The sequence below is a fragment of the Frankia sp. ACN1ag genome (assembly GCF_001414035.1).
GTDB lineage: Bacteria > Actinomycetota > Actinomycetes > Frankiales > Frankiaceae > Frankia > Frankia torreyi.
This window is the reverse complement of the sequence record NZ_LJPA01000026.1, coordinates 1-26,551: the sequence shown is the minus strand read 5'-3', so window position 1 is coordinate 26,551 and position 26,551 is coordinate 1. Positions and strand designations below refer to the sequence as shown.

Annotated in this window: 31 protein-coding genes and 5 pseudogenes; 15 read left to right on the top strand and 21 right to left on the bottom strand. The window is 71.6% G+C overall.

Translation table 11 applies throughout. From position 1 onward, the window contains the following. Positions 1-4: 4 nt before the first annotated feature. A complete protein-coding gene (locus UK82_RS21590; RefSeq protein ID WP_044887261.1) occupies positions 5-643 on the bottom strand; it encodes a heme-copper oxidase subunit III in 639 nt (212 codons plus the stop codon). Positions 644-1,300: 657 nt separating this feature from the next. On the opposite strand from UK82_RS21590, the gene UK82_RS33730 reads away from it, so the two are divergent. Beyond that, positions 1,301-1,891 (top strand): hypothetical protein, encoded by a 591-nt coding sequence (locus tag UK82_RS33730; RefSeq protein WP_055408973.1) that lies wholly within the window; start codon positions 1,301-1,303, stop codon positions 1,889-1,891. A gap of 145 nt (positions 1,892-2,036) precedes the next feature. Here the strand turns inward: UK82_RS33730 and UK82_RS21580 are convergent, their stop codons facing one another. Then, a complete protein-coding gene (locus tag UK82_RS21580) occupies positions 2,037-2,600 on the bottom strand; it encodes an SseB family protein (protein WP_055408971.1) in 564 nt (187 codons plus the stop codon). Positions 2,601-2,887: 287 nt separating this feature from the next. Here UK82_RS21580 and UK82_RS34415 point away from each other — a divergent pair, with 287 nt between their 5' ends. Then, the gene (locus UK82_RS34415; protein ID WP_052681356.1) at positions 2,888-3,433 is read left to right on the top strand and encodes a toll/interleukin-1 receptor domain-containing protein; all 546 of its coding nucleotides are present in this window, start codon (positions 2,888-2,890) and stop codon (positions 3,431-3,433) included. A 77-nt stretch (positions 3,434-3,510) separates the two neighbouring features. Here UK82_RS34415 and UK82_RS43055 read toward each other — a convergent pair. The 4 genes and pseudogenes from UK82_RS43055 to UK82_RS21560 form a co-directional block, all read right to left on the bottom strand. Beyond that, a pseudogene (locus tag UK82_RS43055) lies at positions 3,511-3,569 on the bottom strand (hypothetical protein); the annotation flags it as partial. A gap of 1 nt (position 3,570) precedes the next feature. Then, a partial coding sequence (locus tag UK82_RS21570) for a DUF3501 family protein (protein ID WP_236706256.1) occupies positions 3,571-4,107 on the bottom strand: 537 nt, incomplete at its 3' end. 142 nt (positions 4,108-4,249) lie between these two features. Then, the gene (locus UK82_RS21565; RefSeq protein WP_044887264.1) at positions 4,250-4,687 is read right to left on the bottom strand and encodes a rubrerythrin family protein; all 438 of its coding nucleotides are present in this window, start codon (positions 4,685-4,687) and stop codon (positions 4,250-4,252) included. Continuing rightward, entirely contained in the window at positions 4,674-5,153 is a 480-nt protein-coding gene (locus UK82_RS21560) for a Fur family transcriptional regulator (RefSeq protein ID WP_044887265.1), read from the bottom strand. Before UK82_RS21560 ends, UK82_RS21565 begins: the two co-directional genes overlap by 14 nt. Before the next feature lie 376 nt (positions 5,154-5,529). Here UK82_RS21560 and UK82_RS21555 point away from each other — a divergent pair, with 376 nt between their 5' ends. Continuing rightward, positions 5,530-5,958 carry a response regulator gene (locus UK82_RS21555; RefSeq protein WP_044887275.1) on the top strand — a complete coding sequence of 143 codons (429 nt, stop codon included), beginning with the start codon at positions 5,530-5,532 and terminating at the stop codon, positions 5,956-5,958. Positions 5,959-6,005: 47 nt separating this feature from the next. Continuing rightward, positions 6,006-7,148: an anthranilate phosphoribosyltransferase gene (trpD, locus tag UK82_RS21550; RefSeq protein ID WP_055408966.1), complete on the top strand. Its 1,143-nt coding sequence runs from the start codon at positions 6,006-6,008 to the stop codon at positions 7,146-7,148. Positions 7,149-7,286: 138 nt separating this feature from the next. Here the strand turns inward: trpD and UK82_RS21545 are convergent, their stop codons facing one another. From UK82_RS21545 to coxB, 4 genes and pseudogenes are all read right to left on the bottom strand, one after another. Then, a complete protein-coding gene (locus UK82_RS21545; protein WP_041939640.1) occupies positions 7,287-7,688 on the bottom strand; it encodes a cytochrome c oxidase subunit 4 in 402 nt (133 codons plus the stop codon). A gap of 14 nt (positions 7,689-7,702) precedes the next feature. Then, positions 7,703-7,953, bottom strand: a pseudogene (locus tag UK82_RS39265) (cytochrome ubiquinol oxidase subunit I); the annotation flags it as partial. 1 nt (position 7,954) lies between these two features. After that, on the bottom strand, positions 7,955-9,385 hold a 1,431-nt coding region (locus UK82_RS21540; RefSeq protein ID WP_396230607.1), incomplete at its 3' end, for a cbb3-type cytochrome c oxidase subunit I. After that, complete coding sequence (coxB, locus tag UK82_RS21535) at positions 9,382-10,362, bottom strand: cytochrome c oxidase subunit II (protein WP_044888478.1); 981 nt, start codon at positions 10,360-10,362, stop codon at positions 9,382-9,384. The genes UK82_RS21540 and coxB, both read right to left, overlap by 4 nt. A gap of 245 nt (positions 10,363-10,607) precedes the next feature. Between coxB and UK82_RS21530 the strand changes: the two genes are divergently transcribed. Together UK82_RS21530 and UK82_RS21525 are read left to right on the top strand one after the other, a co-directional pair. Further along, entirely contained in the window at positions 10,608-11,756 is a 1,149-nt protein-coding gene (locus UK82_RS21530; RefSeq protein WP_044888477.1) for a cysteine desulfurase family protein, read from the top strand. 219 nt (positions 11,757-11,975) lie between these two features. Then, positions 11,976-12,260, top strand: a complete 285-nt coding sequence (locus tag UK82_RS21525) for a sulfurtransferase TusA family protein (protein WP_236706255.1) — start codon at positions 11,976-11,978, stop codon at positions 12,258-12,260. 52 nt (positions 12,261-12,312) lie between these two features. Here UK82_RS21525 and UK82_RS21520 read toward each other — a convergent pair whose 3' ends face one another. Beyond that, the gene (locus UK82_RS21520) at positions 12,313-13,293 is read right to left on the bottom strand and encodes a carbohydrate kinase family protein (protein ID WP_044888484.1); all 981 of its coding nucleotides are present in this window, start codon (positions 13,291-13,293) and stop codon (positions 12,313-12,315) included. A 305-nt stretch (positions 13,294-13,598) separates the two neighbouring features. Further along, positions 13,599-13,961: an iron-sulfur cluster insertion protein ErpA gene (erpA, locus tag UK82_RS21515; protein ID WP_009742888.1), complete on the bottom strand. Its 363-nt coding sequence runs from the start codon at positions 13,959-13,961 to the stop codon at positions 13,599-13,601. Positions 13,962-14,496: 535 nt separating this feature from the next. Here erpA and nadA point away from each other — a divergent pair. From nadA to UK82_RS21495, 4 genes are all read left to right on the top strand, one after another. Further along, positions 14,497-15,702 (top strand): quinolinate synthase NadA, encoded by a 1,206-nt coding sequence (nadA, locus tag UK82_RS21510; protein ID WP_055408962.1) that lies wholly within the window; start codon positions 14,497-14,499, stop codon positions 15,700-15,702. Continuing rightward, positions 15,702-16,310 carry a DUF3043 domain-containing protein gene (locus UK82_RS21505; protein ID WP_044888475.1) on the top strand — a complete coding sequence of 203 codons (609 nt, stop codon included), beginning with the start codon at positions 15,702-15,704 and terminating at the stop codon, positions 16,308-16,310. The genes nadA and UK82_RS21505 overlap by 1 nt, the downstream gene beginning before the upstream one ends. Before the next feature lie 80 nt (positions 16,311-16,390). After that, on the top strand, positions 16,391-17,356 hold the full coding sequence (locus UK82_RS21500; protein ID WP_044888474.1) for an aldo/keto reductase family protein: 966 nt from the start codon (positions 16,391-16,393) through the stop codon (positions 17,354-17,356). Between the two features lie 30 nt (positions 17,357-17,386). Next, positions 17,387-18,244, top strand: coding sequence for an enoyl-CoA hydratase/isomerase family protein (locus tag UK82_RS21495; RefSeq protein ID WP_055408960.1), 858 nt, complete (start codon positions 17,387-17,389; stop codon positions 18,242-18,244). Between the two features lie 43 nt (positions 18,245-18,287). Here the strand turns inward: UK82_RS21495 and UK82_RS21490 are convergent, their stop codons facing one another. The 4 genes from UK82_RS21490 to UK82_RS21475 all read right to left on the bottom strand — a co-directional run bounded on the left by UK82_RS21490 (position 18,288) and on the right by UK82_RS21475 (position 20,680). Continuing rightward, the gene (locus UK82_RS21490; RefSeq protein WP_044888473.1) at positions 18,288-18,884 is read right to left on the bottom strand and encodes a TetR/AcrR family transcriptional regulator; all 597 of its coding nucleotides are present in this window, start codon (positions 18,882-18,884) and stop codon (positions 18,288-18,290) included. Positions 18,885-18,952: 68 nt separating this feature from the next. Then, positions 18,953-19,438, bottom strand: a complete 486-nt coding sequence (locus tag UK82_RS21485; RefSeq protein ID WP_044888472.1) for a nitroreductase family deazaflavin-dependent oxidoreductase — start codon at positions 19,436-19,438, stop codon at positions 18,953-18,955. A 155-nt stretch (positions 19,439-19,593) separates the two neighbouring features. Further along, positions 19,594-20,397, bottom strand: coding sequence for a patatin-like phospholipase family protein (locus UK82_RS21480; protein ID WP_044888482.1), 804 nt, complete (start codon positions 20,395-20,397; stop codon positions 19,594-19,596). Positions 20,398-20,467: 70 nt separating this feature from the next. Then, positions 20,468-20,680, bottom strand: coding sequence for a hypothetical protein (locus UK82_RS21475; protein WP_044888471.1), 213 nt, complete (start codon positions 20,678-20,680; stop codon positions 20,468-20,470). Positions 20,681-21,012: 332 nt separating this feature from the next. On the opposite strand from UK82_RS21475, the gene UK82_RS34135 reads away from it, so the two are divergent. Together UK82_RS34135 and UK82_RS21470 are read left to right on the top strand one after the other, a co-directional pair. Beyond that, positions 21,013-21,183, top strand: a complete 171-nt coding sequence (locus UK82_RS34135) for a hypothetical protein (protein WP_009742877.1) — start codon at positions 21,013-21,015, stop codon at positions 21,181-21,183. A gap of 16 nt (positions 21,184-21,199) precedes the next feature. Then, positions 21,200-22,726, top strand: coding sequence for a bifunctional adenosylcobinamide kinase/adenosylcobinamide-phosphate guanylyltransferase (locus tag UK82_RS21470; RefSeq protein WP_044888470.1), 1,527 nt, complete (start codon positions 21,200-21,202; stop codon positions 22,724-22,726). 548 nt (positions 22,727-23,274) lie between these two features. Here the strand turns inward: UK82_RS21470 and UK82_RS39260 are convergent. The 4 genes and pseudogenes from UK82_RS39260 to UK82_RS43040 all read right to left on the bottom strand — a co-directional run. Continuing rightward, positions 23,275-23,616, bottom strand: a 342-nt coding sequence (locus tag UK82_RS39260; RefSeq protein WP_236706254.1) for a hypothetical protein, incomplete at its 3' end; no start/stop codon positions are given. A 61-nt stretch (positions 23,617-23,677) separates the two neighbouring features. Then, positions 23,678-23,868: pseudogene (locus UK82_RS43050) on the bottom strand (hypothetical protein); the annotation flags it as partial. A 1-nt stretch (position 23,869) separates the two neighbouring features. Then, positions 23,870-24,031, bottom strand: a 162-nt coding sequence (locus UK82_RS43045) for a hypothetical protein (RefSeq protein WP_396230611.1), incomplete at its 3' end; no start/stop codon positions are given. A gap of 35 nt (positions 24,032-24,066) precedes the next feature. Continuing rightward, a partial coding sequence (locus UK82_RS43040) for a TetR/AcrR family transcriptional regulator (protein ID WP_396230610.1) occupies positions 24,067-24,331 on the bottom strand: 265 nt, incomplete at its 3' end. A 31-nt stretch (positions 24,332-24,362) separates the two neighbouring features. Between UK82_RS43040 and UK82_RS39255 the strand changes: the two are divergent. Continuing rightward, a pseudogene (locus UK82_RS39255) lies at positions 24,363-24,905 on the top strand (epoxide hydrolase family protein); the annotation flags it as partial. Position 24,906: 1 nt separating this feature from the next. Beyond that, a pseudogene (locus UK82_RS39250) lies at positions 24,907-25,520 on the top strand (epoxide hydrolase); the annotation flags it as partial. Between the two features lie 82 nt (positions 25,521-25,602). Here UK82_RS39250 and UK82_RS34130 read toward each other — a convergent pair. After that, positions 25,603-25,785: a hypothetical protein gene (locus tag UK82_RS34130; RefSeq protein WP_082122336.1), complete on the bottom strand. Its 183-nt coding sequence runs from the start codon at positions 25,783-25,785 to the stop codon at positions 25,603-25,605. Positions 25,786-26,320: 535 nt separating this feature from the next. Between UK82_RS34130 and UK82_RS21450 the strand changes: the two genes are divergently transcribed. Next, the coding region (locus UK82_RS21450) for a transposase (protein WP_161849153.1) at positions 26,321-26,551 on the top strand (231 nt) is incomplete at its 3' end.

Sequence of the window (26,551 nt, the reverse complement as noted above, 5' to 3'; positions counted from 1 at the left end):
TCGCTCACTGGAGGAGGTAGATGGTCGCGAACAGGGCGATCCAGACGACGTCGACGAAGTGCCAGTAGTACGACACGACGATCGCCGATGTCGCCTTCTCCGGCGTGAAGCGCCCAAACGTCGATCGGCCCAGCACCATGACGAAGGCGACGAGACCGCCGATGACGTGGAGCCCGTGGAACCCGGTGGTCAGGTAGTACACCGAGCCGTAGGCGTGCGACGCCATGGTGAACTTGTTTTCGCCGAAGTACTCGTTCGCCTGGCCGCCGACGAAGACGAGGCCCATGAGCAACGAGGCCAGGTACCAGCGCCGCAGTCCGTGGACGTCACCGCGCTCGGCGGCGAACACCCCGAGCTGGCAGGTGACGCTGGACAGCACCAGGATCACGGTGAAGAACAGCGCGTACCCGACGTGCAGCTCCACGGGCCCGTGTTCGGAACCGGCGGGATCACCCGTCACCGGCGGCCAGTTGCCGCTGTTCACCGAACGGATCGTGAAGTACATCGCGAACAGGGACGCGAAGAACATCAGCTCCGACGACAGCCACACGACCGTGCCGACCGAGACCATCGAGGGACGGTTGGCCGTCGGGTGTGGTGGAGGAGCCTTCTCGAGGACGGGGGCTGAGGCCACGACGGTCATTCTGGCACGCGACGCTCCAGGCGCCACCGTAGGTTCGACGTTCGGTAGGACTACGACTCGTCGATGACCGGCCCGAGCCGCCGTGCGGACCACCCCACCCACCGCACAATTCGCTGCGCCGCAGCGGAAACCGCAGGTCCTCGGGCCGTCGCGGGAGGGGTCGAAAAAACCATGACGACCGGCATCCTTCCGGCGGATGTTGCGTGCCTCACCCGTCGGACGTCCACCTCAGGAGCCGGGTCTCCCGGCCCGGTGGAGCCGGGCCGGACGGCACGGCCCACGTGGCCGTCCACGCGTCGCGCGACCACCACAACCGATCGAAACGGCAGGTCAGAGTGCCTTCCGGGCGCCGTGAGCAGCCGGCCGGCCGCCAACGGCGGGCAAGTCAGGGCCGATCGAGGGGCAGGTCGGGACGATCAAGGGGCACGGCAGGACGAGCAATGGGCGGGACGATCGTGGGGCGGGACGGGACGATCGTGGGGCGGGACGGGACGATCGTGGGGCGGGACGGGACGATCCTGGGACGCGGCAGGACGATCCTGGGGCGCGGCGGAGTTCGACCGGGTGCCCGCCGCGGGAAAGGGACGGCAGATGAAGAACGGACGGCAAGCCGGTCGCGTGCCCGCCGGACCGGTCGGCAGGAATTCGAGGTTCTCGATGCGATGGCCCCGGCGGTCCGGGCGCACCGCCCCGCCGATTCTGGTCGACGACGGCTCACTCGCCATCCTCGCCTCGTCGTTCGATCCGGCCGCTGGCGAGGGGCCGGCCCTGGCCACCCTGGCCGCCACCGGCCATCCACCCGGCGCTCCCGTGCTCCTCCGCCACCTGTTCGCCCTCCCCGAGCCGCCCGACACGCCCGAGTCCCCCGACGCGCCCGACGCGCCCGAGCCACCCGACGCGCCCGAAGCCGCCGGTGCATCGAGCTTCGATGGCGCTGCGAGCACTTCCTTGCCCGCCTGGGGGGCTCGGCGTCCGATTCGTCCCTCTGGAAGGGCGAGGGAGGCCGCGTTACGGACCGTGGTCGAGCGAGACGGCTACGAGGTCCGCTGGCTGGGCGACCGGCTCGCAGTGACCCGCCAGACGGTGCCGACGGTCCTGGCCGTGGCTCAGGAGCGGGCCCGGATGACGGGCCTGGAGATGCGCCTCCCCGTCACCTACCTCGGCTGGCAGGCGCTGGCCTCCCCGCCCGCCAGCCAGCCGCACCAGGCCGGCCGCACACCCGGGCGGAAGGCGTGTGGCCGGCCATAGAGCCGCGAACGGCCCGCGGACCACGATCCTCGACCGGGCGGGTCGGCCCGGTCGAGGACGTCGGTCGGATGATCGAGCGGACCGCCCAGTCCGGTCAGGCGGACATGCCGGTCAGGCAGACATGCCGATCAGGCGGACATACCGATCAGGCGGACATGGCGGCGAGAGCTCGCAGGCCCTCCGCCGGCAGGGCGATCCCGGTTTCGGACCCCGGGTCGACCGCCAGCAGCAGATCGTCCGACGGCCAGATCCGGCCGAGGGTCGCGATCTGCACCGTGCGGTAGCGGGCGACGTCGGGCAGGGCCTCCGTCAGGCGCTGTTCGGAGGTGAACGTCGGGACGAACTGGGTGCCGTCCTGACGCTCCGCAACGGGCAGTTGCAGAACCTCGCTCTCCTCGGACAGGTCGGCGATCTCATTGCCGAGGTCGGGCAACAGGACGTCCGCGAGGGCGAGGTCACCGAGCGCGGAGCGCTCGTCCTCCCCCTCGGCCAGGCGGTGCAACGCGTTGAGCGCCGCCGCGCCCTGCTCGGACGCCCGGCCACCGGCCGTCGGCACCCGCCCGGCACCCCCGAGGTCGCCGCCGGTCGCGCCGACGCGGTCCGGGTCGCGGCCAGCGACCCCGCGGGACGGGTCCGAAGCGCCACGGGGCAGGTCGGGAGCTCCTGAGCCGGCGGACGCGAGGTCGGGACGTAGCTGGTCATCGGTCACGGGTGACTCCCTTGACGTAGATGAACGTGCTGACGTGACGTGCCGTAAGCCTTTCGCCTACCCGGTCGCGGGCGCCCCGAACGGATGACCCACGACAAATCTCGCCGGCCGCCCGGACTGGCCCACCGACCTCACGCTTCCCCGACTTCACGTACCCCGTATCGGTGGCTCCCATGAGGGACGGCGGCCCGTTTCGGGACCTGCACGGGCCGTGGCAGTCTGATCTCATGGGGGACCAGCATCCTGATACGCCTGCGCCGGCGGGCCGGAGGGGGTGGGACTTCTTCGTGTCTTACACCTCCGCGGATCGGGCCTGGGCGGAGTGGATCGCCTGGCAACTGGAGACCGCCTTCCACCAGGACCCCGACGGCGCCATCCGCAAGATCATCCCGATCCGGGTCCAGGACTGCCCCCGCCCCGACCTGCTGACCGGCGTCGTCTCGTTCGACCTGTTCGACCTGCCCGCCGACCAGGCCCGCCGCACCCGGCTCGACAACATCCACATCGCCCTCGCCGGACGCGCGAAACCGGCCACGGAACCCCAGTTCCCCGGCGTGCTCATCCCCCCGTCGTCCGACGCCCGCCAGTCGGCCGGCCCTGCCCCCGTCCTCCCGGGCACCACGCCAGCCGTACCCCGGGAATCGCCCGACACCGCCGACGATCACCCGACCCGCGGCGCCCCGCAGACGGCCTCCGACCTGTGGAGACAGCTCGACGACCAACGCCGCACCCTCGGCGACAACCACCCCAGGACACGGGCAACAGAGGACGCACTGCGTTGGCTCGAGCAGCAGGGATCAAGGCGGCCACGCGCTCGCTGTGGGCGGGTGTAGCTTGGCCGGCAGCCCTGATCCGGCAGATCTGATCCGAAGAGGGGCAGGCTGTCGCCCGGTCCATCCGGACGGCGGGGTCAGGAACGCAGGGCGAGGTCGGCGATGAGGGCTCGGCGGGTGGCGCCGGTCAGCGGGGNGGAGTCGTTGTACTCGGGATGGTCGACGACGAGTTCGGCGGGGACGTCCGGGTCGCGGAAGGCGTCGCGGAGCTCGTCCGTCAACGCGAAGCGCACCATGTGCACCGAGACCGTCTCGGACGGGACGTCCGGGTCCTCGTCGAGGCCGGGGATCTCCTCCCCCGCGACGCGGGTGCCGCCGATCTCCAGGGACAGGCTGTGCTGCAGGCCGGCGAGGCGGCCGAGCTCCTCGCGCACCGTCTCGAGCACGTTGAGCTCGATGAACACGGTGGCGGTCAGGACGTGGCTGCCGGGCAGCAGGCGGGAGTACGCTTCGATCTCGTGGGCGACGTCGGCGGAGGCCGTCAGCCGCTCGGTGTAGACCATCTCCTGCACCTGGTAGCGCAGGGTCTGCTCGTTCTCGAACTCGGCGAGGACGATGTCGCCGACCCGGACGCGGCGCTCGGCGCGCACCGGGATCATCTGGCGGCGCAACTGCGGGCGGCTCTCCGCGTAGGCCTGGTGGTCGGTGGTGATGTCGGCGACGGTCAGCGCCATGGCGCGGCCTCCTGTCCGGAAGCGGGGTGCGGGGTCACAGGGGGGCGGGGTCACAGGGGAGGGCGGGAGAGGGAACCGGTGACCGGCCCCGGCGGAAGGACACCCGGGGCCGGTCACCGACGGTGGTGCGAGAACGGGCCGATCAGGCGTCGGCGGTCTCGGCGTTGAGGGCGTCGAGGGCCTTCTTGAACCGGCCGGCGTGGGTCTTCTCGGCGCGGGCGAGGGTCGAGAACCAGTCCGCGATCTCCTCGAAGCCCTCCTCGCGGGCGGTCTTCGCGAAGCCGGGGTACATGGCAGTGAACTCGTAGGTTTCGCCGGCCACGGCGCTGGCCAGGTTCTTCGCGGTGGTGCCGAGCGGCTCGCCGGTGGCCGGGTCGCCAACCTCGGCGAGGAAGTCCAGGTGCCCGAAGGCGTGCCCGGTCTCGCCCTCCGCGGTGTCGCGGAACAGCGACGAGGCGTCGGTCAGGCCCTCGATGTCGGCGCGGCGGGCGAAGTACAGGTAGCGCCGGTTGGCCTGGCTCTCGCCGGCGAACGCCTCCTTGAGGTTCTCGTGGGTCTTGGTGCCGTCAAGCTTCGGCATGAAGCGCTCCTTTGGCGTGGGTGTTCACTGTCGGGCCGGTCCCGCCCGCGGCGCGGGCCGGATCGGAGCCATTCGCCTGACAGTCCGGACACAGGCCCCGGAACTGCAGGTCGTAGCCGGTGATGGCGAAGCCCGAGCGACGAGCGATTTCCGCCATCATTCCGTCCGGTACGGGGTGATCGATGTCGACCGCACGGCCGCAGCCGTCGCAGACCGCGTGGTCGTGGCGGCGGGTGTTGGCGTCGTACCGAGCCGCCGCGCCGTCGCCCAGGTTGAGTTCCAGCGCCCGACCGGTCGACACCAACAGCGCCAGGGTGCGGTACACCGTAGCGCTGCCTATCCGCGGCGAGGAACGGCGTACCCGCTCGTACACCTCGGCCGCGGTGGGATGGTCGTCGGCGGCCCGCAGGACCTCCAGCACGGCCATCCGTTGCGGAGTCAGTCGAAGATCAGCCAGGTCGGTCATGGATCACGCCCGTCGGTCGCAGCGGAACCCGCCGGCCGTCACGCCGGGCACACGCCCGGCGACCGCGCCGACGGAGGGCTCCACTGGTTGAGAACGACTCTCAGTATCACTGTTGTTCCCGCCTTCTGGCAACCGCGCCGGCCCGGCGATGCACGCGGCGGGCCGGCGCCACGCCGCCCGCGCGGCGGACCCGAGGGAGAAGGGATGACGTGACCCCACAACCGGGTAATCTTCGGAGCGGATCGCGCCGGTCGCCCGGTCGCTCCCGATCGCCTCCGGTCGCCCGCCCGCGCGGTCTCCGGTCGGGCCCGGGGCGGCGGTCCGCCCCGGGCCGCCGGTCGGCGGTGGCCACCTGATGCGAAAGGCCGTGGACGCCATGAGCACCGTCCTCGTCTACGCCGACCGCGCCGACGTGCGCGCGCGCGTCATCACCGCGATCGGTCGACTGCCCGCCGCCGACCTCGGCCCGCTGGAGTTCGTCGAGGCCGCCGACGCCGCCGCCGCGATCGACGTCGTCGACCATCACGAAGCCGATCTGTGCATCTTCGACGGGGAGGCCACCCCCACCGGCGGCATGGGCCTGTGCCGCCAGTTGAAGAACGAGGTGGCCGACTGCCCGCCGACGATCCTGCTCGTCGCGCGCGCCGACGACCGGTGGCTGGCCACCTGGTCGCAGGCGGACGCCGTCGTCCCGCACCCGGTCGACCCCGGCCGGCTCACCGAGGCCGTCGTGACGTTGCTGCGCGCACGGGCCGGCGGCGCGGCGGCCCGGCGGCCGCTGACGGGCGCCCAGCTCGCCGGCTGACGCCGATGACCATCGAGGCCACCGTGCCACCCACTGGGCCACCCGCTATGCCACCGACCGGGCCGCCCACCGTGCCGGCCGCCGCGGTGACGAGCTGGCCGGAGCTGATCGGCGCCCTGCTCGCCCGCGAGTCCCTGGACTCCGCGCGGACGGCCTGGGCCATGAATCAGATCATGGCCGGCGCCGCCTCCCCAGCCCAGATCGCCGGGTTCGCGGTGGCGCTGCGGGCCAAGGGCGAGACGCCGGCCGAGATCGGCGGCCTGATCGCGGCGATGCTCGCCCACGCCGCCCCACTGCGCATCCCCGACGAGGTCCGGGCACGCGCGGTGGACACCTGCGGGACGGGCGGCGATCGGTCGAACACGGTCAATCTGTCCACGATGGCGGCCCTCGTCGTGGCCGGCGCGGGCGTACCCGTGATCAAACACGGCAACCGGGCCGCGTCGTCCGCCTGCGGCTCGGCCGACCTGCTCGCCGAGCTCGGGGTCGCCATCGACCTGCCGCCGGCCGCGGTCGAGGCGTGCCTGCAGGCGGCCGGCATCGCCTTCTGCTTCGCCCGGATCTTCCACCCGGCGATGCGGCACGTCGGCGCCCCCCGCGCCGAGATCGGCGTGCCGACGGCCTTCAACATCCTCGGCCCGCTGACCAACCCGGCCGAGCCGGGCGCGCAGGCCATCGGGGTTGCCGACGCCCGCCTCGCGCCGGTCGTCGCACAGGTCCTCGCCGACCGCGGCACCCGGGCGCTGGTCTTCCGCGGCGACGACGGCCTCGACGAGCTGACCCCGACGACCACCTCCACCATCTGGGTGATCCCCGGCCACCCTGCCGGGGACGGGACGGCCGGGGACGGGACGGCCGGGGACTCGGCCACGTCGCCGCGCCGCGAGCGGTTCGACCCGCGCGACGTCGGCATCCACGTGCCGGACATCGCCGCCCTGCGCGGCGCCGACGCCCCCCACAACGCCGCTGTCACCCGGGCTCTGCTGGCCGGCGAGCCGGGTCCGGTCCGCGACGCCGTGCTGCTCGCCGCCGCGGCCTCGCTGGTGGCGGCCTCCGGCCCGACCGAGGCCCCTGTCACCGAGCAGATCGCCGAGGCGCTGCCCCGCGCCGCCCAGGCCATCGACTCCGGCGCCGCCGCAGCGGTCCTGGCGCGCTGGGCGGACGCCAGCCAGGCTGCAAACCCTGTCTAGTCGCAGCCGCTCCGCTCACCACTTCCGACCCACCGGCACCGCTCCGCCACGCAAAGGGGCCGGCTGATGCCGAAGCATCTGCCGGCCCCGCTGGCGCAGAGGTCGCGGCCGGGCTCCGCCCGGGCCGCGGGGTACGTCTCAGTCCTCGGGCACCGGGGGGTGCCAGAAGTTCTCGAACACGAGGCAGGTCGCGAACACCACGACCATTGCCAGGCCGAGGACGAGCAGCCAGATCCCGAAGACGAGGCCCATGGCGGCCGTCACCGAGCTCGCGCCGATCAGGAACGGGTAGTAGCTGCCCGGCGTGAAGTGCCCGAGCTCGCCGGCACCGTCCGCAACCTCGGCGTCCGGGAGGTCCTGCGGGCGCATACCGATCCGGCGGCCGGTGAAGATGAGGTAGCCGCCGACCAGCAGACCCAACCCGGTGGTGAGGGTGAGCGCCGCGGTGCCGGTCGGGTCCTTCGCCCAGAACCAGTAGACCAGCGCCGCAGCCCCGGCGAAGACGCCGAAGAAGCTGAAGATGATGCCTTCCACCTTCATACGATCACCGTCCCCTAACCGATCTCAGGTGTCGCGTGGTAGTCGACCCGGCCCACCGTGGCCGGGAAGTGCAGGTCGAACGCGGGCCGCTCGGAGCGGATCCGCGGCAGCGTCCGGAAGTTGTGCCGCGGCGGCGGGCAGGACGTCGCCCACTCCAACGAGTTGCCGTAGCCCCAGGGATCGTCGACGACGGCGAGCTGGCCCTTGCGGTACGAGTGCCACAGGTTGTAGATGAACGGCAGCGTCGACAGGGCCAGCAGGAACGNCCCCGCCGAGGAGACCGTGTTCAGGGTGGTGAAGCCGTCGGTCGGCGAGTAGTCGGCGTAGCGCCGCGGCATGCCGCGCAGACCCAGCCAGTGCTGCACCAGGAACGTGGCGTGGAAGCCGAAGAACACCGTCCAGAAGTGGATCTTGCCCAGCCGGTCGTTCATCATCCGGCCGGTGACCTTCGGGAACCAGAAGTAGGTGCCGGCGTAGGCGGCGAACACGACGGTTCCGAAGATCACGTAGTGGAAGTGGGCGACGACGAAGTAGCTGTCGCTGACGTGGAAGTCGATCGGCGGGCTGGCCAGCAGCACCCCGGTCAACCCGCCGAACAGGAAGGTCACCAGGAAGCCGAGGCTGAACAGCATCGGCGTCTCGAAGGTGAGCTGCCCGCGCCACATCGTGCCGATCCAGTTGAAGAACTTGATGCCGGTCGGCACCGCGATCAGGAACGACAGGAAGGCGAAGAACGGCAGCAGCACCGCGCCGGTGACGTACATGTGGTGCGCCCACACCGCGATCGACAGGGCGCCGATGCCGATGGTGGCGAAGACGAGGCCCTTGTAGCCGAACAGCGGCTTGCGGGAGAACACCGGCAGGATCTCGCTGATGATCCCGAAGAACGGCAGCGCGAGGATGTAGACCTCGGGATGGCCGAAGAACCAGAACAGGTGCTGCCAGAGCAGCGCTCCGCCGTTCGCGGCATCGAACACGTGCGCACCGAACCGGCGGTCAGCCTCCAGCGCCAGCAGCGCCGCGGCGAGCACCGGGAACGCGACCAGCACAAGGATCGAGGTGACCAGGAAGTTCCAGCAGAAGATCGGCAGCCGGAACATCGTCATACCGGGCGCACGCAGCGTCAGGATCGTGGTGATCATGTTGACGGCGCCGAGGATGGTGCCCAGACCGGAGATGGTCAGGCCGACGATCCACAGGTCGGAGCCCGCCCCGGGCGAGTAGATCTCGTTGTTCAGCGGCGAGTAGGCGAACCAGCCGAACGACGCCGCGCCGTTCGGCGTGAGGAAGCCGGCGATGACGGTCAGGCTGCCGAACAGGAAGAACCAGTAGGACAGCGCGTTCAGCCGCGGGAAGGCGACGTCCGGCGAGCCGATCTGCAGCGGCACCAGGAAGTTCGCGTAGGCGAACGCGATCGGCGTCGCGAACATCAGCAGCATCAGCGTGCCGTGCATCGTGAACAACTGGTTGTACTGCTCGTTGGAGAAGTACTGCAGTCCCGGCCGCGCGAGCTCCGCCCGCATCATGATGGCCAGGATGCCGGCGAAGAGGAAGAACGCGAACGAGGTCACGAAGTACATGACCGCGATGTCCTTGTGGGACGTCGTGCGCAGGTAGCCGAGCAGGTTCGTCCGCTTGGGTAGGTGGGGTTGCTCGGGCTCGGCGTGGCCGACGCCCGACTCTTGCACGAGGGTCACTGTCCGCTCCCGGTGGTGGCAGTGGTTGCGGTGCTGGCGGCGGCGGCGGTCGTCGTCCCGGCCGACGTCGACGGAACAGCCGCATTCTGCCGCTCCGTGATGAACCTGTCGTACTCGTCCTGCGGCACGACCTTCACGTAGAAGTTCATCCGGTCGTGGTCGGTCCCGCAGAGCTCGGCGCAGCGACCGATGAAGGTACCGGTCTTGGTCACGGTGAGCTCGAACTGGTTGACCCGACCGGGCACGACGTCCCGCTTGAACAGGAACTCGGGCACCCAGAAGGAGTGGATGACGTCCGGCGAGGTCTCCACGAACCGGATGGACCGGTTCTGCGGCAGGACCAGCACCGCGGGCTCACCGGGCCGGCCGGTGACCTCGATCTGGTTCGGCCCCGTGTGACCGGCGCCGGGGTCGATGTACTTGAACTGCCAGTTCCACCGGAAGCCGATGACGTCCACCGTGACGTCCGGGTGGGCCGAAAGCTTCGTGACCTTCGACTCGTCGCGCGCGGTGAAATAGAATATCGCGCCGACGATCACGACGGGAACGACGGTGTACAGAATTTCGACGGGCAGGTTGTAGCGGATCTGGCGCGGGAGCACGTCGCTGCGCTTGCGGAAGGCGACGACCGCGTAAAGGATCATGCCCCAGACGACCGCGCCGACGATCAGCGCAGCGATCGCCGAGCCCTGCCAGATATTGAGCAGCCGCGGGGTGTGGTTGGTCACACCATCCGGGTAGCCGAAGTTGGGTTTGTCGCAGGCGGTCGCCGCGATCCCCACGACGGCGAGCGCGCCGACCAGGCGCAGGGGTCGGCGCACCGGCCGCGCCCGTCGCCTCCCATGGGCGCCGACCGTGCCAACCGCCTCGACCGCGTCGTTCGCGACCCCGCCCGCACCGCCGGAGTCAGCCGGCGTCGTCGGCGTGTCCTCGACATCCGCGACCGACGGCCGGGTCCGACCGAAGGATCTCCTCACCAGGTCCTGCCTCCCACGACTAGCGGCCCGCGTCGACGGGGCGGAGGCTGTCCGCCGCCATCCGCGAGACCCCAGAAACGCCATGTCACCCCGGTCGATCCCTCCGGACGACATGCTGTCTTCGACACGCTGTAGATGGTGCGGCAGCAGCGTATCTCAGCGGCCCGGCAGCTTCTCGCCACAGGCCCCATCAAGGGCCTGTGACGCACGCCCCCCAGGGCCCGTCACGGCGTAGCGTCGCACCCGTGTCGGCCTATCTCGACCACGCGTCGACCACCCCCCTGCACCCCGCGGCCCGGGAGGCGCTTGGGGTGGCGCTCCAGGACGGCTGGGCGGATCCGGCGCGGCTCTACCGGGAGGGCCGGCGCGCCCGGATGCTGCTGGACGCGGCCCGCGAGACCGTCGCGGGCGTTCTCGGCGCCCGGCCCGACGAGATCAGCTTCGCGGCGAGCGGGACCGCGGCGGCCACGCTCGCCCTGCTCGGCACGGCGTCCGCCCGCCGCCGCGCCGGCGATCTGATCATGGTGAGCGCGGTCGAGCACTCCAGCGTGCTGCATGCGGCGCAGCACCACGAACAGGCCGGCGGGCGGCTCGTCGAGGTGGGGGTCGACCGCTTCGGACGCGTCGATCCGGCGGCGTTCGCGCCGGTTCCCGGCACCGCCGTGGCCAGCCTCCAGCACGCCAACCACGAGGTCGGCACTGTCCAGCCGGTCGCCGAGGTCGCCGAGCGGCTGCGTGCCGCGGGCGTCCCGCTGCACACCGACGCCGCCGTGACCGTCGGCCGGGTGCCCGTCGACCTGGGCGCGCTCGGCGCGGACCTGCTGACCGCGAGCGCCCACAAGTTCGGCGGCCCGGCCGGGGTCGGCATCCTCGCGGTGCGCACGGGAACCCGCTGGCGCAGCCCCGGGCCGGCCGACGAGCGCGAGGGCGGGCGGGTGGCCGGCTATCCGGACGTCCCGTCGATCGTGGCCGCCGCCGCCGCGCTGGCCGCCCGCACCGCGGAACTCGCGGCGGAGGGCCCGCGGCTGGCCGGCTACGTCCGCGACCTGCGGCGCCGGCTGCCCGAGCTCGTCGACGGGGTGGAGCTGCTCGGCGATCCGGACCGGGCCCCGACCGTGCCGCACATCACCGCCTTCTCCTGCCTGTACGTCGAGGGCGAGGCGCTGCTGACCGAGCTGGACCGGGCCGGCATCGCGGTCAGCTCCGGGTCGAGCTGCACCTCCGACACCCTCACCCCGAGCCACGTGCTGGTCGCCATGGGCGCGCTGACCCAGGGGAACCTGCGGGTGTCGTTCGGCCGCGACTCCACCCGGGCCGATCTCGACGCCCTCCTCGACGTTCTGCCGGGCGCCGTGCGGGCCGTGCGGGCGCGCCTGGGAGCGGACGGACTGTGACCGGACGGACTGTGACCGGACGGACTGTGACCGGACGGACTGTGACCGGACGGCCCCCAGGATCCGAACGGCCCAGGACGACACGACAGGCGGCCGGCCGGGCCGGGACGGCAGGCCCGGGGCGGCGGGCGACCAACGTCACCCGGATCCGCCGACGCCCGGCCCGGCCCGGACCGGCCTGTGACGTGCCCGCTCAGGGCCTCGGGAGGTGAGCAGGCGATGACCACGGACGGGCCGGCGGACGCCGGGACCGACCCCGATCAGGACAGCCCCGCGCCGGCGGCGACGGTGGACTCGCGTGGCCGGCGCTGCCCCCTGCCGATCATCGACCTCGCCCGTGCGTTCGGCTCGGTGGTGCCCGGCGGCACCATCACCCTCTGGGCGGACGACCCGGCAGCCGGCCCGGACGTGGCGGCCTGGTGCCGGCTACGCGGTCAGGAACTGGTGGCGGCGCGCGCGCTGCCGGCCGGCGGCGAGGAGTTCGTCATCCGCCGCCTCGCCTGAACGAGCGGCCCACGGCCCAGCCGGTTCTGTCGGTTCAGCCGGTTCTGTCGGTTCAGACCGTGGGCAGGTGCTCGGCGATCTGGGCGGCCGCGTCGGCGCCGTAGGCCTCGGTGATCCGCTTGAGCATGTCGGACGGCTCGGCCGTGTACTCCTGCGTGCCGACGGTCTCCAGGACCAGGGTGGCGAGCAGGCAGCCGACCTGGGCGGAACGTTCGAGCGGCAGCTCCCAGGACAGCCCGGCGAAGAAGCCGGCGCGGAAAGCGTCGCCGACGCCCGTCGGGTCCGGGGTGGCCCGGGCAGGCACCACGGGGACGCGGATCGGGTCGCTCTCCGGCGCCTCGATCACCACGCCGTCCTTGCCGTGGGTGGTGACCCGCACGCCGACCTTCGCCAGGATCTCCGCGTCGCTCCAGCCGGACTTGCTGGCCAGCAGCGCCTTCTCGTACTCGTTGCAGAACAGGTAGGCCGCGCCGTCGACGAGCTCACGGATCTGCGGGCCCTCCAGCAGCGCCAACTGCTGGGACGGGTCGGCGGCGAAGGCGTAGCCGCGCTCGCGGCACTCCCGGCTGTGGCGCACCATCGCGTCCGGCGCGTTCGGGCTGATGATCACCATGTCCAGCCCGCCGAAGCGGTCCGAGATCGGCCGGAGCTCGATCTCGGCGGCCTCGCTCATCGCCCCCGGGTAGAAGGAGGCGATCTGGTTGAGGTCCTCGTCGGTGGTGCAGACAAAGCGAGCCGTGTGCGCGATCTCACTAACCCGGATGGTGGTGGTGTCCACTCCGTTCCGGTCGAGCCACGAGCGGTAGTCGGCGAAGTCCTCGCCGACGGCACCGACGAGGACCGGGCGCAGGCCGAGCCGGCCAAGACCGAACGCGATGTTCGCCGCGGTCCCACCGCGACGAATCACGAGTTCGTCGACGAGGAAGGACAGCGACACGCTGTGGAGCTGATCAGCGAGCAACTGCTCGGCAAACCGCCCCGGGAAGCGCATGAGGTGGTCGGTGGCAATGGAACCCGTCACGGCGATACGCACGATCGTGGAGCCTACCGGCACCTGTGGCGGCTCGGAACAGCCCCCGCCGCCGCCGTGACCGAACCGCGGGCCGTGACCGAACCACGGGCCGTGACCGAACCACGGACAGCGCCACGGAGGACGCGGCCGCCGGGGAAGACGAAGAAGCCCGGCCCGACCGCGGTGGGTCGAACCGGGCTCTTCGGTGCTGAACTATTCGGCGGCGCCTGCGGGAGCCGGCTACGACCTCCGTGCCACTGGTGAGAGGAATGCACCAGGGCTGGGGGGCGGCCGCCGACGGCGGCCCAGGGTGGCCGCCTGGTCGATCAGTGGAACGAGTCGCCGCAGGCGCAGGAGCCCTGCGCGTTGGGGTTGTCGATGGTGAAGCCCTGCTTCTCGATGGTGTCGACGAAGTCGATCGTCGCGCCGCCGAGGTACGGAGAGCTCATCCGGTCGAGGACGACCTTGACACCGGAGAAGTCCAGGACGGTGTCACCGTCGAGGGACCGCTCGTCGAAGAAGAGCTGGTAGCGCATGCCCGAGCAGCCCCCGGGCTGCACTGCGATGCGCAGCTTGAGGTCATCCCGGCCCTCCTGCTCCAGCAGGGTCTTGACCTTGCCGGCGGCCGTGTCGGTGAGGATGACGGTCGAGGACTGCGTCGCGGTCTCCGTCGTGTCCTGAACGGTCATAAGGACTACTCCTGCCCTTGCTGGACGTGCCTGAGGTGCCAGGCATCACTGGTTCCGGTCGGGTACTGCGCTTCCGGTCGGTTGCATCCGGTCGGGTACTGCCCGCGGCGAGCCGAGTCGCCTCGGCCGATGCCCCGGGCACGGCACAGCGTCTGCGCCGACGTTCATGCCCAACACCATGGGACGGGATCCGCTTCCCATCGTAGCGATGCCAACGGAGCCGGGCCATGGCGCCGACCTGCGGGCCACGAGACGCCGATCACCTCCGATCACCTCCGATCACCTCCGATCGCCTCCGGCCACCTTCGTGACCCCGTTCACGTCCGCGACCGGAACCAGGTTGAACGGCCCGAACGGCCCGAACAACCCGAACAACCCGGACAAGCCGGCGCCCGACCGGCGGAGCTCCACATACGATGGTCGCGGGGAGTTAGAGTCTCATCGACCATTCGCGGACGGCCCCGGCGGGATCGCCGGTCGGTCGGCGCGGACGACCAGGCGGCCAGGCTGCGGGCCGGTCGACCAGAGGAGCGCCATGACGATCAATCCGACCCTCGGGCGGGATCCGGCCCTCGCGCAGGTGGGCGTCACCCCGTCCCCGCTGGCCCTGCTGCTGCTCGGCCGCGGGTCGGACCCGGCGAGCGAACGTGGCGTCGACTGCCCCGGCGAGCTGCCGCCGGCCGCCGATCCCACCCTCGCGGCCCGCGCCGCCGCCGCAAAAACCGCGCTCGGTGACCGGGTCTTCATCCTGGGGCACCACTACCAGCGCGACGAGGTCATCGCGTTCGCCGACGTGACCGGCGACTCGTTCAAGCTCGCCCAGCAGGCCGCCGCGCGCCCGCAGGCCGAGGCGATCGTCTTCTGCGGCGTGCACTTCATGGCCGAAAGCGCTGACATCCTCACCGGCGCACACCAGCGGGTCATCCTGCCCGACCTCGCCGCCGGCTGCTCGATGGCCGACATGGCCACCGCCGAGCAGGTCGAGCAGGCCTGGGACGACCTACTCGACGCCGGCGTCGCCGCGGACACCGTCCCCGTCAGCTACATGAACTCCTCGGCCGCCATCAAGGCGTTCACCGGCCGGCACGACGGCACGATCTGCACCTCCTCGAACGCCCGGCGGGCGCTGGAGTGGGCGTTCGGCGAGCGCGGCGGGGCCCGCGTGCTGTTCCTGCCCGACCAGCACCTCGGGCGCAACACCGCCGTCGGCGAGCTGGGGATGACCGAGGCGGACTGCGTCGTCTACGACCCGCACCGCCCCGGCGGCGGGCTGACCCACCGCCAGTTGCGCGAGGCGAAGATGATCCTCTGGCGCGGGCACTGCTCGGTCCACGGGCGCTTCACCCGCGACAGCGTCGACGAGGTGCGCGCCCGCATTCCCGGGATCACCGTCCTGGCGCATCCGGAGTGCCGCCGGGAGGTCGTCACGGCGGCGGACCTGGTCGGCTCCACCGAGTACATCATCTCCGTCGTCGACGCCGCCCCCGCCGGCTCGGCGTTCGCCATCGGTACCGAGTTGAACCTCGTGCAGCGCCTGGCGAAGCGGCACCCCGACAAGACCATCGTCTTCCTGGACCGTACGGTGTGTTTCTGCTCCACCATGAACCGGATCGACATGCCGCACCTCGTCTGGGCGCTGGAGTCACTCGTCCGCGGCGAGACGGTCAACCAGATCGCCGTCGACCGGGACGTGGCCACCTTTGCCCGGAAGGCACTCGATCAGATGTTGGCTCTGCCCTGATGGCCCTGCTGAAGCGGCGTGGCTCCGCCGAGTCCGAACCACTCGCCGAGCAGGTCGAACTCGACGAGCAGGACCCGTCTGCCGACCCGCGGCGCACCGCGGCGAAGGGGCGACCCACGCCGAAACGCTCGGAGGCCCGGGCCGCCCGTGGCAAGACCGCCGCGCCGACGGGCAAGGGCGCGAGTCGTCAGGACGCCAAGTCCGCCCGCCGCCGGCAGAGCCAGGAGTACCGGGCGGCGATGATGTCCGGGGACGTCAGCCGGCTGCCGCCACGCGAGCGCGCCCCGGAGCGGGTGCTGGCGCGCGACCTCGTCGACACCCGGCTCACCGTCGGCCCGTTCTTCCTGGTGGCCGCGGTCGTCTACTTCGTCGGTGGGCTGATCCCGAACGGCGTCGTCCGGCTCGCCGCGACCCTGCTGATGCTGCTCGGCATCATCGCGGTCGTCGTCGACTCGATCGTGCTCTCCTGGCAGGTGAGCCGCAAGGTCGCCGAGCGTTACCCGGACTCGCGGGTGCGGGTGCGCGCCTACGCCGCCCAGCGGGCCCTGCTGCCGCGTCGCTGGCGGCTGCCCCGCCCGCGGGTGTCCCGCGGCGACGCGCGACCCTAGCCCCCAGCTGGGCTGCGAGCCCCGGCGTGGGTTACGCGGACCCTCGCCGGGGTGGGTGGACGCCGTCGTAGGTTTGTGACGTGAAGCATCGGCGCCTGGGGCGCAGCGGCCTGTCCGTCAGCGAGATCTCCTACGGAAACTGGATCACCCACGGTGATCAGATCGAGGCGGACGCGGCGACGGCCTGCGTGCGCGCCGCCCTCGACGAGGGCATCACGACCTTCGACACCGCGGACGTGTACGCGGGCACCCGCGCCGAGACCGTCCTGGGCGACGCCCTCCAGGGCGTCCGCCGGGAGTCCTACGAGCTGTTCACCAAGGTCTACTGGCCGACCGGCCCCGGCGAGAACGACAAGGGCCTCGGCCGCAAGCACATCATCGAGTCCGCCCACGCCTCGCTGCGCCGGCTGCGCACCGACCACCTCGACGTCTACCAGGCGCACCGCTACGACCCGACGGTGCCGCTGGAGGAGACGCTGCGGGCCTTCGACGACCTGGTCCGCGCCGGCAAGGTGCTCTACATCGGGGTCTCGGAGTGGTCCGCCGAGCAGATCACCGACGCCGTGCGGATCGCCGGCGAGCTGGGTCTGGACCGGATCATCTCCAACCAGCCGCAGTACTCGATGCTGTGGCGCACCATCGAGGCCGACGTCGTGCCCGCCAGCGAGCAGGCCGGCATCTCCCAGATCGTCTGGTCGCCGATCGCGCAGGGCGTGCTGACCGGCAAGTACCTGCCCGGTCAGCCGCCGCCGAGCGGCAGCCGCGCCACCGGCGGAACCGGCGAGCGGTTCATCTCGCGGCTGCTCAACGACGACGTCCTGACCGCGGTGCAGGACCTGCGCCCGATCGCCGCGGACGCCGACCTGAGCATGGCCCAGCTCGCCGTCGCCTGGGTGCTCCAGAACGACAACGTCGCCTCGGCGATCATCGGCGCCTCCCGGCCGGAGCAGGTGCGGGAGAACGTCAAGGCGGCCGGGGTGACCCTCGACCCGGCGTTGCTCAAGCGGATCGACGACGTGCTCGCCGACGTCATCCAACGTGGCTGAGGCCGCCGCCGAGCCCGATCGAGGTGACCGGTGAGCACAGCCGACCCGACCTCCGCCGAAGGCGAGTTACCCCCGCCGGCGGCGGGTGAGCTCGTCCTGGCCCGCGACGCCGGACCGGTCCGGTGGCTCACGCTGAACCGTCCTCATCGGCTCAACGCCCTGACCGCGGACTCCTACCGGGCGCTGCGGGCGGCGCTGGTGGCGGCGGACGGCGACGAGGCGGTGGCGGTGGTCGTGCTCACCGGCGCCGGGCGGGCGTTCTGCGCCGGCGCGGATCTCACCGAGCTCCCCGGCACCGACCGCGGCCGGCTCGTCGCCGACTTCGAGGCGCTCGTCCTCGCCCTGGCCGGCCTGTCCAAGCCGCTTGTCGCGGGGGTGCACGGGGCGGCCGTCGGCCTGGGGATGACGATGCTGCTGCACTGCGATCTGGTGGTGGTCGCGGAGTCGGCGCGGCTGCGGGCGCCGTTCACCGAGCTGGGGACGGTGCCCGAGGCCATGAGCTCGGTGCTGCTGCCGCGGGCGGTCGGCGCCCAGCGGGCCGCGGAGCTGCTGTTGACCTCGCGCTGGGTGAGCAGCGCCGAGGCCGTCGAGTACGGCCTGGCGATCCGCCGCTGCCCCGACGCCGACCTCGACGCCGTCACCGGCGAGCTCGCCGCGCGCATCGGCGCCTTCCCGGCGCCCGCGGTGGCGGCCACCAAACGTTTGCTGCGGGCCGGATCCGCCGGGCCGGCGGTGGCACCCCGGCCGGGAGCCGGACGCCCGGCCGTCGAGCACACGCAGGTCGAGCGAGCCGGAAGCGCGCGGCCGGAAGTCGAGGTTGCCCGCGCGGTGCTGCGCCGCGAGCTCGCCGAGGGGGCCGCCCTGAGCAGCCGGCTGGGCGGCCCGTGACGTCCCTCGGCCGCGGGGCGGGCGTGACGCGGCGGGAACGGAATCAGGCGCCGGCGACGGGTCGGCTGAACGCTGCGGTCAGCGCGGCCCAGGTCCGATCCAGGTCGGAGCCCGGCAGGTACCGACCGTCGAGTTCGAGGATGACCGTGCCGTGCGCCGCCGCCCACAGCGCCTGCGCGAGGTAGGGCTCCCCCGTGGCCCGGTAGAAAGGCTCCCCCGCCCAGTCCTCCACCCCCGCGGTGAGCTGGTCGCGGCGCAGCGGGCCGGAGGTGACCAGCCGGTAGAGGTTCGGGTGCGCGCGGGCGTGGGCGCGGTAGGCGGCCAGCAGGTCGCCGAGCACGCTCGCGGCGTCGGCGCGGTCGACGACGCCATGCAGCAGGTCGCCCATCTCGACCAGGGCGGCGTCGACCAGCCTGGCCTCGAGCTGGTTCTTGCCGGCGAGGTGCTTGTACAGCGAGGGGGCGCGGATGCCCAGCAGCTCGCCGAGCCGGCGCATCGTCAGCGCCGCCGCGCCCTCCTTCTCCAGCACCTCCCGCGCGACCGCGATGATCTCGCCGACCCGCGGCGAGGGCGACGCCAGTGCGGGCCGGGGCGCGACGGGCGCCAGCGGCAGCCGGCCCGGACCCTGCGGCGTCCCCATCCGTCCCGTCCCTCTCTCGCGCGCCCGGTCCCCTGCCTCCCGCGGCGCCGGGGCGACGCATCGACCGGTCAGCGCGCGGTCAGTGTGAAGACCGGATGGCGATGGGCGATCCGGCGGATCTCCTCGTCGGTGGAGTCGGGCCCGACCCCGTCGAAGAAGGCGCCGACCTCGGCCTTCCAGCGCTTCAGGTAGGCCCGCAACACGGCGACGCTGTCCGCCGGGGCCAGCTCGTCGGCGTGGTAGAGCGTACGCGAACGCCCCCGCAGCAAGGTCAGCTCGCCGCCCGCGGCACGGACGTTGCGGACCCACTGCCCGTGGCCACGGGCGGACACCAGGTACTGCCGCCCCTCGTGGGTCAGCAGGTTCACCGGGGTCCGCCGCGGCTGGCCGCTGGTCCGGCCGCGTACCTCCAGCACCCGGCTGCCCAGCACGCTCACGCCGGCCCGGGTCACGAGCGCCACGAGGCGGTTGGCCACGTTGCGGGTGAACCAGCCGGGCGCGAGGTAGTGCGCGCCGCCGGAACGGGACGACGCCTGGTCACGCTGCTCGGTCATGGGACTGCACCTCCGGGACGACAGATCGGCTAACACCGTTAGCCGCAGCATCAGCTAACACCGTTAGCCTGGCCGTTGTCAACGGACACGAAGGCGACCGCATCACGGCCCGTGTCACCGCCGGCGCGGGCGTCACCGCCGGCGCCGGTGATGGTCTACGTGGTCAGGTGGAGGCGTCCGGCCGCTTCGCCGGCCTGGCTCACGCCGGCCTGGTAGGCGGGCTGCCAGCGAGTCGGGTCACCCGGGTCGGGGCCGAAGGCGTTCTGCGCAGCCTCGTCGGGCGCGATCCGTACGACGGTGGTGGCACCGGCCGGCGCAGCGGCGGCCCCGAACCTGTGTGCCAGCGGTTCGATCACCACGACGGTGGCGACGCCGGCGGCCAGGTGGGTGTGGGACCCTCCACCCAGCGCACCGTCCATGTAGCGGCGGCCGTCGACCGTGACCGGCGGGTAGGCGCCGGGCATGGCGCAACTCGCCGCGACGGCCACGGGCAACGCCACCCCGCTCGTGCGGTCCCAGACGACGGGCCGGCCGGTCTCGACATCCACAGCGGTGATCAGCATCGGCCGGCCCGGCCAGTCCCCTGTTCCGGTCAGGGACCGCACGTCTGCTACGTGCACCTGCTCGGGGACGGTCGGGGCGGTGAGCGCGATCCTGCCCACGCGGCGGCGGGCCTCGGCCGGGTCGAGCCCAGAGTCGCCGAGGGTGGTGAACACCTCCGCCATCAGCCGGGAATCCGGGCGCCGCTGCGGGCCGGGCAGGGTGGCGAGGCGGTCGAGGTCGCCGCCGGTGGCCAGGACCGCCCCGGCGATCGCGCCCGCCGAGGTGCCCACGACCAAGCCGGCCTCGGCGAGGTCGACGCCGTCGGCGCGGAGCCCGGCCGCCAACCCGAGCAGCCACGCGGTACCGACGAGGCCGCCAGGACCCAGCACAACCGCCGTCGCACCGGAGAAGGTCATGCCCGCCAGCGTCATACCTCAAGGCCAGGTGAGGTCAAGGCCCTCAAGGCCGTCAAGGCCCCGGTCGGGATCAGGTGACCGGGCGCAGGCTCATCGGGCCGTAGATCCGCCGTCCGGCGTCGAGCAGGGTGACCTGGACGACGCCCGCCGCGAGCAGATCGCGCCACGTCTCCCCGAGCCAGGTCTCGGCGTCGCCCTGGCTGGTGAAGGATTCGGAGCTCGACGCACCGCCGACCGTGGTGATCGTTCCGTCGTCGCCCTCGTAACGCCAGGTCCAGGTCATGCGTGGGTCCCTTCTCCCGGGCGGCCCGAGTCGGCCGGCCGCCTTGCGCGATCGCCCGATCGTTCGACCGGTGGACCCATCCAACCGTGTGCCCCGCAGCGGCGCGGCGCCCCGGATCAGCGCGCCGCCCGTCGTCGGCCTCGCCAGGGCCGATACTCCGCGGCAGATCGGCCGAGCGGACCGGCGGTTCGGTGCCGCACGCCACTGGCGCGCACGCGGGCACCCGCGTCAGGATGTCCACGACGCCGGTAACGTCTGCCCCGGCAGGACATGGAACGACGTGCGACGTCGAGCGCACATCCGGTACATCCGGTCGAGGAGGAAGAACCCGCGTGGGAACGACCGTCTACAACGCTGCAGCCTTCGCCGCCGAGTCCGCGGAGCATGATCCGCCCCTGACCTGGTGGGCTGCCGTGATCGTCACCTTCGTGGCCATCTTCCTGCTGGCGGCGGTGCTTGCGCTGATGACCCGGTGGGAGCGCAAGCGCCACCCGCACGTCTGAGCCGGACGCGGCGGCGGTGCGGGTAACGCTGCTCGGCACGGGTTCGGCGGACGGCTGGCCGAACCCGTGGTGCGACTGCGCGTCCTGCGCCTGGGCGCGGGAGCACGCCGTCCGCGGGCAGACCGCCGTCCTCGTCGACGACGCGCTGCTCATCGACTGCGGGCCCGACGTGCCGCGGACCGCCGCCCGGCTCGGTGTCCGGCTCTCCGGCCTGCGCCACCTGCTGATCAGCCACGCGCATCCCGACCACCTCGGTCCGGAGAGCCTGATGTGGCGGTCGTGGTCCTCCGCCGCCGGTCGGCCGCTCGACGTCGTCGGGCCGCCCGCGGCGCTGGCGGTGTGTCGCGAGTTCCTGACCCGGTGGGAGGGGACCGACCCGACCCGGGAGGGCTCCGCCCTGCGGTTCGTTACCGCTCTGGCATCGGCGGAGGATGCCGGGCCCACGGCCGAGACCGGGCCGACGGAGGAGCCGACGGCGCAGACCGGGCCGGCAGGGGCACCGCTGCGGCTCGGTGCGGACGGCGCCGGCTACCTCGTCCGGCCGCTGGCCGCCCGGCACGGCGACGCGAGCATCGGCCCGGGGGTGCTCTACGACGTCACTGCGCCGGACGGCGGCCGGCTGCTCTACGGCTGCGACACCGCGGCACCGCTGCCGGCGGCCACCCTCGCCGCCGTCGCCGGCCGGGCCTACGACGTGGTGCTGCTGGAGGAGAACAACGGGGACCGGCCGGGCTTCGGCGAGCACCTCGGCCTCGACACCTTCGCCGAGGTCGTCGCGGAGCTGCGCCGCCGCGGCGCCGTGGTCGAGGGCACCCAGGTGCTCGCCGTCCACCTGAGCCACCGCAATCCCCCCGGCGACGAGCTGGGCCGCCGCCTCGCCCTGCTCGGCGCGCAGGCGCCCGAAGACGGTGCCGTCCTCGACCTGGTGCCCCGCGCCCCGCTCCCAGCCGTCCAGTCCCCGGCTCCCGCCCCGCACCTCACACGCCCCGCCGCATCTCCGAGCTCCGCGACGCCCCCGCCGCACCGGGTACTGATCACCGGTGGGGCCCGGTCGGGGAAGTCCGCCGAGGCGGAGCGCCGGCTGCTCGCCGAGCCGTCGGTGGTGTACGTCGCCACGTCGGTGCCCCCAGACCCCACGGCTCCCCCGGACGCCGAGTGGTCGGTGCGGATCGCTGCGCACCGCGAGCGCCGACCGGCGGCGTGGACGACCGTGGAGACCCTCGATCTGGTGCCGCTGCTGCGCTCGCCGGGACCGCCGCTGCTCATCGACGGGATCGGGCTGTGGGTCGCGGCAACACTCGACGACCCGGAGCTGGCGGCCCGCACGAGCGAGCTGATCGAGGCGTGGCGGCACACCCCACGCCGCGTGGTCGCGGTCACCGACGAGGTCGGCTCCGGAGTGGTGCCGCCGACGGCCGCCGGCCGCCGCTTCCGCGACGCGCTCGGTCGCCTCAACGCCGAGCTCGCCGCCGCCTCCGACGAGGTCTGGCAGGTTGTGGCGGGCACGGCGATCCGGCTACGCCCCCGAGCCACGGACTCCTAAGCCGTCCATGGTGGGTTCGAGCCCCACCCGCCCCACCACGCTGCGTAGTTAGCGTCCGACCTGGGCAAATAGGTTTGACCTATCAATCGGTTTGATGGTCAGGATTCTGTGGGTGCAGGTCAGCGGGCGCAAAGGCCCGGTTCGTACATTGCCGGGGCTTCCAGGCGGCCCGGGCTCTGGCGGTGACGTCCGATACCGACCCTCGCCTCGGCCACGGCACCTCGCTTTCCCCATAACGGGTCGCCACGCTCGGTAGTGGTCGCGGGGCGTCACGGCTCTGGGGTGCTGAGACGTAGAACGCGGGGCCCCGATAGGAAGTAGGTCCTTCCACAGATCCACTTTAGACAAGGCCCCGCGCGCACCTCGCCCCGCCGAGCACGGCGCTGTTCTGCCTGCCCGTGCGACCCTTCCCTGCCGGGCGCCGGGTGGATGCGTCCGCCCCGCGCCCGGCGAGCAGTCACTGTTTCTTCGCTTGCCCCGACCTCAACCGGTTCCACGGTCGTGNCTGCGGGNGGGATGCGGAGAAGCTCGTCGATCCTGTCGTGCGNTCCGTGGGCCTGCGCCATCGTGTAGATCCGTGCACCCGGCAAGCGATGGGACGTGAGCTGTAGTAGTGCAAGATCCTGCTCGGCCTCGACGATGATGTCGGCCGGTCGATCACCCACTGTGTGGCGCGCTAGTAGCTGTTCGACCAACGGCCGAGCGTAGGAGAGGGCGGTGAGCACGGTCGAGTCGAACACGAACGTGAAGCCGCGAGCGGCGGCCTTGGCGACCTGAACGATCTCGACGGCTCCATTGGCGACGTGAAGGTCAAAGGTCAAACCGGTGGCCTTGCTGAGCTTCGCCAGCGTTTCGAGCGGCGGCTGCGTCTCGGCAATCTCTCCGCCCACGCGCCCACCCGGCCGCATGGGGCGGAGGCAGTCGTCACGCGGCTGAGGGTGTGCCCGCTGGTCATTGCTCCACGGCCCGCAGGATGGGCATGAGTGCATCGTCGATGAGGGCGGATTGCGCGGCCGGGTCGGGCGCGGCGCCAGTGAGCAGAATGTCCATGAAGAGCGCGGCAACGGCGAGGGACATGACCCGGTCGGCCGAGGCGAGGTTGACGCTTTCCCCGCGTGCGGTCGCACGGGTGCAGATGGCCCNGCCGACGTCCGCGGCGTTCTCATCGATCTGGGATCGGACCAGGCTCCGCAAGGTCGCATCGTCGCGGATCCCCTCCAGTAGTCCGAGGAGCGATGGCGCTCCCGTGAGGGTGCGCACAATGCCGGCGACCGCGGCGGTGAGGTCGTCACGCAGTGTGCCCATGTCGGTGACCTCCGGGTCGTTGCTCTCCGCGCGGNGGCGCAGAGCGTCCGCGACCAGCTCGGCTTTCCCCGGCCAGTGTCGGTACATGGTGGTCTTCGAGGCCCGGGCTCGTGCCGCGATCGCGTCGACGGTCACGCGTTCGTAGCCGACCTCCGTCACCAGCTCCGCGACCGCGTCCAGGATCGCTCCCCGGCGCGCCTCGCCACGGCGAGAGGGCCGACCGAGGTCAGCCGTGGTCCGACGGGCGGCGGGAGCAGGCACAGATCGACTCCAATGTGTACGGTACGGTATCGTACACATCATACGCGACCGCCCCGAAGGGGGATCACCGATGAACGACACCATCGAGCCCGTCACCCTCGCCATCCCTGACGAGCAGCTCGACGACCTTCGCCGCCGTCTCGTCCTCACCCGGTGGCCGGCCGGTCGGACCGTGAGCGACTCGAGTCAGGGCCCGACCCTGGAACGGCTGCGGGACCTGGTCGAGCATTGGCGGGACAGTTACGACTGGCGGCCGACGGAACGGTGGCTGAACGAGGCTGGTCAGTACCGGACGACCATCGACGGCCTGCCGATCGACTTCCTGCACATCCGGTCCCCCGAACCGGAGGCCCTACCAATGATCATGACTCATGGCTGGCCCGGGTCGATCCTGGAATTCCGGAAGGTGGTCGGCCCGCTGAGCGATCCGGCCGCCCACGGGGGAAACCCCCGGGACGCGTTTCATCTCATCATCCCCACGCTGCCCGGCTTCGGGTTCTCCGCCAAGCCCGCCGAGACCGGCTGGAACCTCCAGCGCATCGCAAGAGCGTGGATCGTTCTCATGGAAAGGCTCGGCTACGACCGGTGGGCCGCCCAAGGCGGCGATCTCGGTNGTGGAGTCACGGATGAGATCGCCCGTCGGCAACCGGCAGCCCTGCTGGGAATGCACCTGAACTTCGCAATGTTCGGGCCGACCGCGGATGAGATCGCGGACGCGACACCGGAAGAACAAGCCATGCTGCGCAGCGCCCGGTACTTCTGGGACAACCTGTCCGGCTACGCCAAAGAGCAGCAGACCCGCCCGCAGACGATCGGCTACTCGCTCGCCGACTCACCCGTGGGCCAGGCCGCCTGGGTTTATGCCATGATCCAGGATACCTGCGGCACCCCGGGTGACGCGGAAGCCACGTTCACCCTCGATGAGCTGCTGGACGAGATCATGATGTACTGGCTACCCAACTCCGGCGCATCCGCCGCCCGCCTCTACTGGGAACTCGAGCAGGCCAGCTGGTCGACCCCCGCGACCATCGAATCCCCCACGAAGCTGCCGGTCGGATTCACGATGTCACCGAAGGAGCATGTGCGGAAATCCCGTCGTTGGCTGGAACGCCGCTACAGCGACGTCGTCTACTTCAACGAACTTCCGGCCGGTGGCCACTTCACCGCACTCGAACAGCCCCACGGATTCGTGGCCGATGTCCGAGCCACCTTCGCACCCTTGCGCTGAGACGCACCGGTGGCTGAATGGGCCCGAGGATACCAATGTGATCAGCGGGCCTCCCTCAGGGTTAGATAGTGACTCGTTCGGGTCAAGGTGCAGAAACTCTGAGACGCAGTCCGAGCGGGAGGACATTGCCGAACCCGAAGCAGAACGTCAACGCGACCACCACGCTGACGATCACGGTCACAAGACGGGCGGAAGCGTCCGGCACCGCCAGGAATTCGGAACGCTTGTTCGATGCGGTAGATGATGTAGTGGTCGGCGCGGTCACGGAACATCGTCCGAGGTCAGGGTCCGTGTGGCGACCGGCCGGACGGTGATTTCGGGACCGGGAATCAAGATCAACCGGTTCGTATGCTGGTACACATGGTCCACCAAACCCGCAGGTAGACAGCCACTTCCAGGGTCCTCAGGGCGTGGCCAAGGCTAGATCATCCCGTACTTACCCCGCACCTTGAAACGATCTTGATCGCTGCTGTCGACGTCCATCGAAGCCGATCAGGGTTGTTCTGTGGACCCCATTCTCCGGATGTGATCTGCGACACGCCGCCTGGGGTGGAGAGCCGGTGCCCGCAGGCGGCTCGGCGCGCCCCGGCCGCGATCCTGCCGAACGGGACAACTCGCCCACGTCGACAGCCTCTCGGTCCTAGTACTACAGCGACAGTGGTCGGTGTGTGATCTCTTGCTTCGAGTGCGGCGTGGTGTGGACGGAAGAGCGGCCACCGTGTGTTTCTCCATGTTTTNTGAGAACAAAGNGAGAGACCGNGGTGGCCGCGGCTCAGAGTGTATCCGAGGTGGATGTAGCGATGTGGGAGGCGGGGCTGGAGGAGCTGTTCGGCCGGGTGGAAGGCTGTTTCCGGTCTGATCAGCCCCGGGCGCAGGCGCGGGCGTATGTGGCGGGGTTGTTGTCTCGGACCGAGCGGAAGAACGGGTGGACGCTGGCGGAGTTCAGCCGTGAGTCCGGGCCGCAGAAGATGCAGCGGTTGTTGAACGAGTACGCGTGGGACGCCGACGGGGTACGCGACGTGGTTGCGGCC